This window comes from Dapis brunnea BLCC-M229 (genome assembly GCF_050015995.1).
In the GTDB taxonomy this organism is placed as follows: Bacteria; Cyanobacteriota; Cyanobacteriia; order Cyanobacteriales; family Microcoleaceae; genus Trichodesmium.
In genome coordinates this window covers 38996-51327 of sequence record NZ_JBNHEP010000212.1, presented here as the reverse complement: position 1 = coordinate 51327, position 12332 = coordinate 38996, and the positions used below count along the sequence as shown (strand labels likewise).

Here is a 12332-nt window from a genome sequence, read left to right as displayed (position 1 = left end):
ATTCCTTGTCTTTTCTGCTTACTCTATATTAAGGTTATTTAATGTGACTTGATATAAGTCCTGAAGGGGATAAAAAAAAGAAAATTCAGTATTTCAAGTCTCCCTATTCCAGGAGGTACTGGTAATTGATAACTGATAACTGAAATGACTCAAGCAAACTCTCCTCCAACTCTTAACCTGCAATTGACTGCGATGCAGCTTACCGATAATACAAGTATGGGAAAGTTTGCTATATCTCGCGGTCAAAGTGTAGATACAAGCAAAATAGAACTACAAGTTTCTCCGGGAGAACCAAGTGAAATTTTGCTGCGGTTAGAAAATCAGTCTGAAGAACATCTAACTCTTTATTTACAACTTGAATTTCAACCAGCAATTTCTCCCCATTGGTGTCAATTTTATCAAGAAACTATTAATAATGGTTCAACTCAATCAGAAGTAGTTCAAGGATTTAGCCATCAATTAACAATTAACCCTCAATACCGACAAGATATTGAAATAGAGTTTAACTTTCCGCAAAACTTCTTTGAAAATCAACAAGCTATAAACTCAGAAAATGACAAACTAGAAATTAATTATTCGGCTCAAATTTTAGCTTACAAAAACAATCCAAATGAAAAATTAATTGGCTATCAAGTTTTTGACTTAAAAATTCGTCCCCGCATTGAATATCTTGAGTTTTTACCCGTTATTTATCGTGAAGCGGATTTCCTAAGTCGTTTCTTGAAAATCCTAGAAGAAACCTACGATCCGGCTGTCCAAACTACCGATAATTTATGGGCCTATCTTGACCCTCTAACCACACCTGAAGCACTGCTTCCCTTTCTGGCCCAGTGGGTAGGTTGGAAAATGGATTCTCGCTGGCCAATTCAAATTCAGCGTCGTTTGATTCGCAATGCAGTCACCCTTTACCGTTGGCATGGAACTCGTAAAGGTTTACGATTCTATCTACATCTGCTTACAGGTTTACCCCTTGATGAAAACCTCCCTGAAGCGGAAAAACATATTAGTTTGTGGGAAGATTTTCAGAAAGGATTTGTATTAGGAGAAGCTTGTGTTAATCGGGATTCAATGCTTGGTGGAGGACGTGCTTATCACTTTATTGTTCGTCTAAAAGTTGAGTTTCCGAATCAAATTGATGAGTCATTAGTGCGAGAAATTATTGAGGAATATAAACCTGCTTTTTGTACCTATGAATTAAATATTGTACAGGAATTTTAGATGAATATACTAACAGATTATTCGCTGGATAATTTCTCTAACAATTGAGTTTGATGTCGTCTATACCAAGCAAAATAAAGTAGGTTAATTCCAAATTCTTGTGCAGTTCTAATTTCATTGCGGGGTAGCATATGTTCGTTGATTCCCCAGGCTTGTGATAAATGGCCAATAATTATAATCATTCCGCCTCCTACAAAAAGTTGAATGGATTCATTGTTAATATCAGGAGGTATTGCGAAGAGAAATGGATGAACTTTTAGTAAATGCTCGGGAAGGAGTTGTTCCCAATTAATAAAATTAAGATTAAATTCTTCTGTGGCCCAATCTGTCAAATCTTTATAATTTTGATTAATATCGTTATCTATTGGAATTTCAATTAATACAGTTCCCCCACTTTTTAGATATTTTTCTAATATTTCTATCTGCTCATTCCCCAACTCAAAAGTTTGTTGTTCAGTTAAATATAGTAGATCGAAATCAAGAATTTCGTTGGGATTAAGGCGTATTTGTTGAATTTCTGAAATGCCTTGCATTCTGGAGTCAAGTGACTCTACCGAACGCATCAGAAAAGCAAGATTATCTTGGCAATATTTTCCTTCCGCTTCTGACATCATTCCTCCAGAAGCTTTAGGGGATAACATTGCTGTTTCAATCAGAATTTGAGGCCGCATTCGCGCTAGAATTCGATAGCGTAAATCTATATCGTTAACTTGAGGAAATAAAACATCATTGGGTTTGTTAATTTCAACATTCCCTGGTTGCAAGTTGATGCGACAGACTTCCACTTCTAGATGACTAGGGGGGTCAGTTTTCTGATCGATCCGAAATGTTTCTCGAACAACATCATTATCATTTCTCAAGCTAAGTTCTTCTGGATCGACATAACTGACTACTAAATAGACAAGAATGGGTTCAAGTTTGGAAGGTTTAGGATCGTTAATCCTAAATTCCATGGGGCGATCGATAATAATTGGATTTCCCTCACCATCAATTGCAATTCCTGGTTTTATCATTAACCATCCCGTTTGAAATTTTGACTGGACGCCAGGAGGTGCTTGAGTTGGATGTACCCCTAACCCACAAACAATTCCGGGTTGGTTTAGGGATTGATAATGTAAATTTTGCCGTCTGCGAGAATAGTGATGAGCTAAACGCCACCTTTGAGCATTGATCATTAAACCGTCTGTAACATGAAGACGATCTAAAGGATTAGGTGAAGGTTTAGGAAAAGATTGTTCTGTCATTTAAGTTATCAGTTATCAGTTGTGAGTACCTCCTGCAATAGGGAGGTTTGAAATGCAGAATTTTTTATAAATCATGGAACTATTATCAAGATTTGGCCAGATTATTTACTAGGGTTTTCTGGCATTATAAACAATGGCCTGAGAAAGGAATTATAGCTGAAGTCAGAAGTGGGGGCGAATGGCCATCCGTCCGTACATTCTTGCTGTAACTATATTTGAGAATGTTCGCGCCAGTAATGGCAACTGCTATATTTATCCAATAATGGGTACATTACATCATCTACAGGACTTATGCAAAAAAAATTATACACCATTTGTAGGGGTGAACGGCCGTTCACCCCTACTATCTGTGATGGTTATGCGTAAGTCCCGATCTAGTCCATAAAGTTGGCAACAAAACCCAAACTTCAGCAGTAAATTCAACAAACTTTTGTAAAGATTATGCAGTAACTAGGTTGAATCATGGTACGCTGCTAAATAACTATTATAGTCTAACCGCAACATATCCACCAAAGAAATTAAGGTTTCAAGCCTCCCTATTACAGGAGGTACTGCTAACTGATAACTGATAACTGATAACTGAAACAACCATGAGTCATGATTTTGTCAAGCCTAAGAAAATAGGTGGACTTGATACCAACACCCATGCTGGACAAAAAAGTCCATTTGCTAGCCGTCCTTTTTTAGCAACTCCTAGAAGTCTGCCACAGCCCCAAGATATACAAACGATGCGAGAACGGGCGGCACGATACCAAGCTGCAAATCCTCATCTGTATGGGACTCCAGCTCAACCTCAAACTGTTCAAAGACAAACCTCAGAGACGGAAGAAGAAAGCCTCCAGATGAAGGCAAATGAGTCTGTTCAACGACAGCCGGAACAGCCTGACCTTCAAACATTGATTAGACAAAGAGCTGCACGAGTCGATACACCGCTACAACGGATGATGAAAGTTCAAATGGCTGAAGCTCAGAGGTTGAAGCAGCAAGAAGACGAAAAGCTTCAAACTAAGTCTGAACTGACTGTTCAACGGGAAATTATGCCAGAGGTGGAGGAAGAAAATCTTCAGATGCAGTCTGAGCCTATTCTACAAAGGGATGAACTGGCAGAGGAAGAAGAAGATAAAAACCTGCAAATGCAGTCTGAGGCAACTGTTCAACTGAAATCTCAGGACTCTGAGCAGGAGCAAGCAGGAGTACAGACTAAACTGACTATTGGACAACCAGGGGATAAATACGAGCAGGAAGCCGACAATATGGCAGCCAAAGTAATGTCCATGCCTGAACCAACAGTTCAGAACGTTCAACGGCAGGAAATAGGGGAAAAAGAAGAAACCCTACAGGAAAAGCCTGTGGTGGATGGTATTACTCCTGTGGTTCAACGTCAAATTAGTGAAACGCAACAGCAAGACGGCGGGAGTCAAGGTTTAGAAAGTCAGTTATCAGGAGAAAAAGGTGGTGGTCATCCTCTCTCTGATGAGGTGAGAGGCTTCATGGAACCTCGGTTTGGAGCAGATTTTTCTGATGTGCGGGTGCATACGGGAAGTGCTGCGGTACAAATGAATCAGCAGCTTGGGGCGCAGGCGTTTACTCATGGGAATGATGTTTATTATGGTAAGGGTAAGGCTCCTGGGAAAGATGCGTTGACGGCGCATGAGTTGGCGCATAAAATTCAGCAAACAGGCAGTTCAGGACTAAGAATACAGGGCTTTTTCTGGGATAACGACGAGAATGAAAAAGAATCAGATAGTGACAGTAGTGAAGGACTATTTGACTGGGTATCTGATGTAGCTTCTAGTGTGACAGATACCACTTCCAATGCTTGGGACACAGCCTCAGATTTTGCCTCAGAGACCTGGGATGCAACCACAGATACAGCTTCAGATGTTTGGAGTAACGTAACTGATACGGCTTCAGATGTAGCAAACACAGCATCAGATACCTGGAATCAAGCTACAGATTTGGCCTCAGATACTTGGGATAAAACCACAGATACAGCATCAGATACTTGGAATCAAGCTAGAGATTTTGCCTCAGATACTTGGAATACAACTAAGAATACTGCTTCAGATGTTTGGAGTAATGTTACAGATACAACATCAGACACCTGGAATGGTATATCGGACTTCACTTCAGATACTTGGGATGCAGGACAAGACTTTTATAGAGAAAACAAAGAAAAAATTCATACTACTCTTGATGTAGCAGGTTTGTTCCCAATAATAGGTCCAGTTGCAGACCTAACAAATGCTGGACTTTATGCTGCTAGTGGAAATTGGTCAAATGCAGCTTTATCAGGAGTAGCTGCTATTCCCGGTATTGGTGATGCTATGGGTTTGGCTGGTAAGGGGGCTAAAGCAGCTAGTACTAGTAAGTTTATTCCTAAAGCAGGCAAAACTATTAAAAATAAAGTTGGTCAGGTTGGTAAAAATCTAGAGAATATTCATCAAGGATTTGAGAATCCTTTGGTGAAAAGTGTACTCAAAGGCCCTGCAACATTAGTTGGGGAATATGCAGCGAATACACTGGTTAAGGGTAACGGAGCAAAAGCTTGGTTGAAGAAACAAGCTCTGAAACAGCTAACAATTCAAAGCGTTAAGCAAGGTGCTGGAGCTATTTTTGGAGGAGCTGGTGAGTCAATAGCAGGTGGTATAAAAGGTGAAACCAGTAAACAAAAATTTCAGCGTATTAGAGATTCTAAAACTTGGAATGATTTAGCTAATGTAGCTTCTGAGACGGCTTCAGATGCAGCAAACACAGCATCAGAGACTTGGAATCAAGCGACAGATTTGGCCTCAGATAATTGGGACAAAACCACAGAAGCAGTTTCTGAAGGTTGGGATTGGACAAAACAGAAAGCTGAGGAAATCACAGGTTGAGAAGGTAACGATCTCCTAATTAAGTGTGAACGCAAATGATGAACCAATGCTGGAAATTATTTGGACATCTTATCTTCTACGAATCATACGATTAACCAAGCTTAAATAATCATCTAATTCTTCATATCCATCCAATTCTGTTTCTTCCTCCTCTGTGAGTGCAGTTTCTTTTTGTTTGCTAAGTAGTATTTCAATTCGTTCAAGCACAAAACTAGAAGCACGAAAAATTAGTACACCTTCGACTAAATCAATCCGGACAGCGCCATCTAAGGGTAAATTTCTAGGAAGGTTTTCTAATTTAATAGGTAAATTGACTGTCATAGAATTTATTTGAAAACATTTCAAATATTAAAGTTTTAACTATACACTAATCCTTCTTTTTTGCAACAAAACCAAAATTAAAAATAATTATTTATCCTATTTCTATCTGGATTAATTCCTATGGGAAGCTTACGATTATTTCTAGTTTTTTTGCGGTTATCTAAACTATCAATTTCACGACGAACTTGATGAAGAGTATCAGAAACTTGATTTTTTGTACCATCATAACCAAGTGACCTTGAAGGTTTACTATGCTCTGTTTCTTTAAGTATTAAACTATCAATTACAGCTCTAACAGGAGTTCCATCACTAAGAAACATCGTAAGTTTATAATTAAGTCGTTCAATAAAGCAACTCCGAAGATAAACTTGATCTCCCCAAATAAATTTATAAATAGGTGGAGATTCTTTTCCCTGGGCAAATTCTACAGCTTTCCGAAAAGGATCGATAAAAATTGTCACAACATTTAATCCAGATTCATAAGTATCAAATAAAATATTATTAATTGTTACTTGGTAGGGTTTAGTATGAGAAAAGCTCACTTTAGGAACTCCAGTATTATTATCTCTTGAGCCAGGATTATCTGCAATTTGTACAACTCTTTCAAATACTAATTCTTTGGGATTAAACATAAATATAATATCCGGCGCATTATCCTGACATTTCAAAATAGCCTTAACAAGCTGTGCCATAATATTCTCCTTAAAAAAATTAATTATAATATATACAGGACTTACGCATGAGGTAGGAAAAACTAGGATTTGAGATTGCTTCCCTGTCGGTCGCAATGACGAAAATACGTTGTACTGCGTAAGTCCTAATATATTTACCACGGTAAGTTACCTCTGTAGTAAGGTCCTAAACGTTCTCTTTCTATCTCTATTTTTAATTGTAAGAGTTGATAAACTTTTCGAGTAAGAGTTTGTAATTTATAATTAACGAAAGAAACCGTTGCCCCAGTTTGTGATTGAAGTTGTCCGGGACGATTTAGACTTGAAGAAAACCCTGGTGTTTTGATAGGAGCGGTTTGACTAATAGTATCCAACCACGGCAAAGAGCCACCTGTTTTAAAATCATGACGTTCTCGTTCTAATTCAAGTTGTTGTCTTAATAAATTATAAACTTTTCGCGCCAACATTTCCAACTGTTCCTCATCAATTACAGTAATTTCTCCATCTTCTCCAATCACTTTCTCCACTTTTGCTGAAGAACTTGAAATAGATGTTGGAAGTTCGGGAATAGATTGTTCTTTTCCTATTGTAATTAATTCAGAAATTTCCAGAGGCAACTGAGAATTAGATGATGGATTAAAGCGATCGTAATTTAGAAATTCTGTTATATTTGACCAAGTTTCTTGTCTGTTATCTATTACTGGAACACTTTCATCTATTAACTGAAATTGATTTGACCAAACTTCTGGAATTTGAGGAGTTGCTTGGTTTTTAGAAGGTTGAAAAGAACCTATGTCAGTTGATGTTTCCGAAGTTGATAAACTTTCAAAAAATTCATTCATCAGTTGGGATTGAATAAAGTCTGATTGTTGAGCTAAAGGAGAATGAGATTGAAAGGGATTTAGGTTAGTTAAATTTTCAGGATTTAAGCGAGGTTGAATTTGAGAGACTTGATTCTCTGTTATTTCTTGAGGAATAGCATCAGTAATTTCTGATTGTGGTAAAGGTAAATTTTCTGTAGTAGTTTTGGATTTTTCTGGGAATTGAACTGTTGATTTTTGTTGAACTAAATCACCAGTTTTTTCTGTGATTAACTCTTGGGATTCAATAGTTTTATCTAAAGATTTGGAGGTTATTTCTGGAGATTTTACCCTGGATTTTTCTTCAACTAAATTAATAGGCACTTCTGGGATTAACTGCTGAGTTTCAATAGTTTCATCTAAAACTTTTGGAGCTGTTTCTGGGGATTTAGCTATGGATTTTTCTTGAACTAAATCAATATTTTCTTCTGAAATTAACTCTTGGCTTTCAATAATTTCATCTGAAGCATTGGGAGTTGTTTCTGGCGATTGAACTATAGATTTTTCTTGAAGTAAATCAAGAGGTGGTTCTGGGATTAACCCTTGATGTTCAATAATTTCATCTGAAGCTATATTTGTTTCTTCTAAATTTTTTTCAGAAGCTGGAACAATTGAATTTTTAGGAACTAAATTAATAGGTGGTTCTTGTATTAATTGTTGGGATTCAATAATCTCATCTGAAACTGTTTTTTCTGTTTCTGGGGATTGAAATGTCAAATTTTCTTGAACTAAGTCACGAGATTGCTCTGGGATTAGCTCTTTAGTTTCAATAGTTTCGTCTGAAACTTTGGGTGTAAATTCTGGTGATTGAACAGTTGATTTTTCTTGGACTGAATCAATAGGTAGCTCTGGAATTAACTGTTGAATTTCAAGAGTTTCCTCTGAAGCTATATTCGTTTCTTCTTGAAATTTTTCAGAAATTGGAATGGTTGAAGTTTTCGAGACTAAATTGATAGGTTGTTCTGGGATTAACTCTTGATCTTCAAAAGTTTCATCAGAAGCTAGTGGAGTTATTTCTGGTAATTGAACTGATTTTTCTTCAACTAAGTCAGTAGGTTGTTCTGGGATTAACTCTTGAGTTTCAACAGTTTCATCTAAAGCTTTTGGTGTGATTTCTGGTGATTTTACTGTAAATTTTTCTTGAACTAAGTCAATAGGTTGTTCTGAGATTAACTGTTGAGGTTCAATAGTTTCATCTAAAGCTGTTTTTGTTTCTTCTAGATTTTTTTCAGAAGTTAGAATGGTTGGAGTTTTCGGAAATAAATTGATAGATTTTTCTGGGATTAACTGTTGATGTTTAATAATTTTATCTAAAGTTTTTGGTGTGATGTCTGGTGACTGAACTGTGGATTTTTCTTGAACTGAATCAATAGCGAGGTCTGGGGTTAACTGCTGAGGTTTAATAGTTTCATCTGAAACTTTGGGGACTGTTTCTGGCGATTGGACTATGGATTTTTCTTGAACTAAATCAATAGATAGCTCTGGAACTAATTGTTTATTTTCAATAGTTTCATCTGAAGCTGCTGGAGTTATTTCTGGTGATTGAACTGATTTTTCTTCAACTAAGTCAGTAGGTTTTTCTGGGATTAACTCTTTGGTTTCAACAGTTTCATCTAAAGCTTTGGAGGTAATTTCTGGTGATTGAACTGTCGAATTTTCTTGAACTGAATCAATAAGTATTTCTGGGATTAACTGTTGATTTTCAATAGTATCATCTGAAACTTTGGGTGTGATTTCTGGGATTTTTACTGTTGATTTTTCTTGAACTAAATCACCTGCTAACTCTGGGATTAACTCTTGGTTTTCAACCGTTTCATCTGAAGCTATTTTTGTTTCTTCTAGATTTTTTTCAGAAGTTGGAAAAGTTGAGGTATTCGCAACTGAATCAATAGATTGTTCTTGTATTAACTGTTGGGTTTCAATAGTTTCATCTAAAGCTTTGGGGGTAATTTCTGGTGATTGAATTGTGGATTTTTCTTGAACTGAATCAATAGGTTTTTCTTGTATTAACTCTTGAGGTTCAATAGTTTCATCTGAAGCTATATTCGTTTCTTCTAGAATTTTTTCAGAAGCTGGAATAGTTGAATTTTTCGGAAATAAATTAATAGGTTGTTCTTGTATTAATTGTTGAGGTTCAATAGTGTCATCTGAAGCTTTTTTTTCTGTTTCTGGTAATTTAACTGTCAAATTTTCTTGAACTAAATCAATAGGTAGCTGTGGGATTAAGTCTTGATTTTCAATAGTTTCATCTAAAACTTTGGAGGATGTTTCTGGTAATTTAATTGTTGATTTTTCTTGAACTAAGTCACCGGGTAACTCTGGGATTTCAAAAATTCCATCTGAAACTTTTGGGGCTGTTTCTGGCGATTGGACTGTAGATTTCTGTTGAACTAAATCAATAGATTTTTCTGGGATTAACTTCTGAGTTTCAATAGTTTCATCTGAAGCTATATTCGTTTCTTCTACATTTTTTTCAGAATCTGGAATGGTTGAAGTTTTCGGAACTAAATTAATAGGTTGTTCTTGTATTAACTGTTGAGTTTCAATAGTCTCATCTGAAACTTTTTTTTCTGTTTTTAGTGATTGAAATGTAGATTTTTCTTCAAGTAAATCAATAGGTGAATCTGGGATTAACTCTTGAAGTTCAATAGTTTCATCTGAAGCTGTTTTTTCTATTTCTGGTAATTGAGCTGTCAAATTTTCTTGAACTGAATCAACAGACATCTCTGGGATTAACTGTTGGAATTCAATAGTTTCATCTGAAACTTTGGGTGTGATTTCTGGCGATTGGACTGTAAATTTTTGTTGAACTGAATCAATAGAGTTTTTTGGGATTAACTCCTGAGTTTCAATAATTTCATCTGAAGCTATATTCGTTTCTTCTACAATTTTTTCAGAAGCTGGAATGGTTGAAGTTTTGGGAACTAAATTAATAGGTTTTTCTGGAATTAACTGTTGAGATTCAATAGTTTCATCTGAAGGTGTTTTAGCTATTTCTGGTGATTGAACTGTGAATTTTTCTTGAATCGAATCAATAGGTGGTTCTGGAATTAACTCTTGGGGTTCAATAGTTTTATCTGAAGCTGTTTTTGTTTCTTCTATAATTTTTTCCGAAACGGGAATGGTTGAAGTCTTCGGAACTAAATCAATAGGTTTTTCTGGAATTAATTCTTGGGGTTTAATAACTTCATCTGAAACTTTGGTGCTTATCTCTGGCGATTGAATTATAGATTTTTCTTGAACTAAATCAATAGTTTTTTCTGGGGTTAATTCTTGAGTTTTAATAGTTTTATCTAGAGCTTGGGGGAATATTTCTGGTGATTTTGCCGTTGATTTTTCCTGAAATAAGTCAGTAGGTTGTTCTAGGGATAATTCTTCAGGTTCAATAGTTTTATCTGAAGCTTTGGGAATTATCTCTGGCGATTGAATTACGGATTTTTCTTGAACTAAATCAATAGCTTTTTCTGGAATTAACTCTTGAGTTTTAATAGTTTGGTTTGGAGCTTTAGGGCTTATCTCTAGAGGTTGAATTGTTGATTCTTCTTGAACTAAATCAATAGGTGCTTCTGGGATTAACTGTTGGCTTTCAATAGTTTCATCTGAAAATGTTTTGGCTATTTCTGGAGATTGAATTGTTGATTTTTCTTGAACCAAATCAATAGGTTGTTCTGGAATTAACTGTTGGGGTTCAATAGTTTTATCTGAAGCTGTTTTTGTTTCTTCTAGATTTTTTTCCGAAACGGGAATGGTTGAAGTTTTCGGAACTAAATCAATAGGTGTTTCTGGAATTAATTCTTGGATTTCAATATTTTCATCTGAAGCTCGTGGGGCAGTTTCTGGCGATCTTACTGTGGATTTTTCTTGAACTAAGTCACCAGGTTTCTCTGGGATTAACTCTTGGGGTTTAATAGTTTCATCTGAAGCTCGTGGGGCAGTTTCTGGCAATCTTACTGTGGATTTTTCTTGAAGTAAATCACTAGGTTGCTCTGGAATTAACTTTTGAGTTTCAAGAGTTTCGTCTGAAGCTATATTCGCTTCTTCTAAATTTTTTTCAGAAGCTGGAATGGTTGAAGTTTTCGGAAATAAATTAATAGGTTGTTCTGGGATTAACTCTTGGGTTTCAATAGTTTCATCTGAAATTTTGGGTGTGATTTCTGGTGATTGAACTATGGATTTTTCTTGAACTAAATCAATATATTTTTCTGGGATTAACTGTTGGGCTTCAATAGTTTCAGATGAAACTTTAGGAGCTATATCTGGCAATTGAACTGTAGATTTTTCTTCAACTAAGTTAATAGTTGGCTCTGGGGTTAACTCTTGAGTTTCAATAGTTTCATCTGAAATTTTAGGAGTAATTTCTGGTGATTTTACTGTGGATTTTTCTTGAAGTAAATCACTAGATTTCTCTGGAATTAACTGTTGGGGGGTAATAGTAGAGTCTGAAGGATGAAGCTGAACCTCAGAATAAGAGGGTCTATTTATATTATTTTCTTCTACTACGGGTGAATTGGTTGTAATTTCTTGATTTTCAGTAATTTGAGGAATAACTGAATAAGATATTGCCTGATTTTTATCGCTTGAAGTATCTACTTGAGAAACAGATGTTTGCTCGGAAACAGGTTTATAAATATCGCCTTCCCATTTCGCTTGAACAATAGATAAATTATCTGATTGATTTTTTTTTAATTTATCGTCTGAGAATTGAGGACTCTGAGGAAAAAGCATTTTATCAGCAGCAGTTGTTAAAATGCGTGACTGAGTTTGAATAATTTGTTTACCGAAGCGAGGATGAAGTTCTGAAAGAGGATTATTTTGGATATTTTTTTCTGCTGAAGGATATGTTTGAAGTTCTTCTTTTACTTCAGCTATATTCTGGTTAATCTGATTTTCTGAATCAGATTCTGACTCAAAATTGTCTTCGATAAATTGACTGGTTATAGAAGTTGGTTTTTCAGGATAATCTGAACGAGAAAAATCCTGTGCAAAAGTGAAAAAATCATCAGATTCTTCTAAAGTTTGAGGTAACATTAACTGAGAAGCTTGAATCAGAGGCGATCGAACTTTCAACATCCGCTTTTGTCCCAGGTTTTTCGGGGGACACAAAGATTTTTTTAAACCTAGAGAAGATGTAGACATAATTAA

At 35.9% G+C, this 12332-nt stretch carries 7 protein-coding genes; 3 read left to right on the top strand and 4 right to left on the bottom strand.

Features of this window, described 5'->3' with window-relative positions:
* Nucleotides 1-144 precede the first annotated feature (144 nt).
* Nucleotides 145-1218 carry a phage tail protein gene (locus tag ACP6PM_RS23875; RefSeq protein ID WP_426589052.1) on the top strand — a complete coding sequence of 358 codons (1074 nt, stop codon included), beginning with the start codon at nucleotides 145-147 and terminating at the stop codon, nucleotides 1216-1218.
* A 17-nt stretch (nucleotides 1219-1235) separates the two neighbouring features.
* Here ACP6PM_RS23875 and ACP6PM_RS23870 read toward each other — a convergent pair whose 3' ends face one another.
* Entirely contained in the window at nucleotides 1236-2462 is a 1227-nt protein-coding gene (locus ACP6PM_RS23870) for a DUF4159 domain-containing protein (RefSeq protein ID WP_426589050.1), read from the bottom strand.
* Between the two features lie 178 nt (nucleotides 2463-2640).
* Here ACP6PM_RS23870 and ACP6PM_RS23865 point away from each other — a divergent pair, with 178 nt between their 5' ends.
* Nucleotides 2641-2847 carry a hypothetical protein gene (locus tag ACP6PM_RS23865; protein ID WP_426589048.1) on the top strand — a complete coding sequence of 69 codons (207 nt, stop codon included), beginning with the start codon at nucleotides 2641-2643 and terminating at the stop codon, nucleotides 2845-2847.
* 205 nt (nucleotides 2848-3052) lie between these two features.
* Nucleotides 3053-5338, top strand: a complete 2286-nt coding sequence (locus ACP6PM_RS23860) for an eCIS core domain-containing protein (RefSeq protein ID WP_426589046.1) — start codon at nucleotides 3053-3055, stop codon at nucleotides 5336-5338.
* Between the two features lie 69 nt (nucleotides 5339-5407).
* Here ACP6PM_RS23860 and ACP6PM_RS23855 read toward each other — a convergent pair whose 3' ends face one another.
* From ACP6PM_RS23855 to ACP6PM_RS23845, 3 genes are all read right to left on the bottom strand, one after another.
* Nucleotides 5408-5659 (bottom strand): hypothetical protein, encoded by a 252-nt coding sequence (locus ACP6PM_RS23855; protein ID WP_426589044.1) that lies wholly within the window; start codon nucleotides 5657-5659, stop codon nucleotides 5408-5410.
* A 77-nt stretch (nucleotides 5660-5736) separates the two neighbouring features.
* Nucleotides 5737-6351, bottom strand: coding sequence for a CIS tube protein (locus tag ACP6PM_RS23850; RefSeq protein WP_426589042.1), 615 nt, complete (start codon nucleotides 6349-6351; stop codon nucleotides 5737-5739).
* A gap of 134 nt (nucleotides 6352-6485) precedes the next feature.
* Nucleotides 6486-12326, bottom strand: a complete 5841-nt coding sequence (locus tag ACP6PM_RS23845; RefSeq protein ID WP_426589040.1) for a hypothetical protein — start codon at nucleotides 12324-12326, stop codon at nucleotides 6486-6488.
* Nucleotides 12327-12332: the final 6 nt, after the last annotated feature.

Bases quoted from the DNA above. Each gene is read 5' to 3' on its own strand.
- ACP6PM_RS23875 (WP_426589052.1), top strand. From the start codon at position 145: ATGACTCAAGCAAACTCTCCTCCAACTCTTAACCTGCAATTGACTGCG.
- ACP6PM_RS23870 (WP_426589050.1), bottom strand. From the start codon at position 2,462: ATGACAGAACAATCTTTTCCTAAACCTTCACCTAATCCTTTAGATCGT.
- ACP6PM_RS23865 (WP_426589048.1), top strand. From the start codon at position 2,641: ATGGCCATCCGTCCGTACATTCTTGCTGTAACTATATTTGAGAATGTT.
- ACP6PM_RS23860 (WP_426589046.1), top strand. From the start codon at position 3,053: ATGAGTCATGATTTTGTCAAGCCTAAGAAAATAGGTGGACTTGATACC.
- ACP6PM_RS23855 (WP_426589044.1), bottom strand. From the start codon at position 5,659: ATGACAGTCAATTTACCTATTAAATTAGAAAACCTTCCTAGAAATTTA.
- ACP6PM_RS23850 (WP_426589042.1), bottom strand. From the start codon at position 6,351: ATGGCACAGCTTGTTAAGGCTATTTTGAAATGTCAGGATAATGCGCCG.
- ACP6PM_RS23845 (WP_426589040.1), bottom strand. From the start codon at position 12,326: ATGTCTACATCTTCTCTAGGTTTAAAAAAATCTTTGTGTCCCCCGAAA.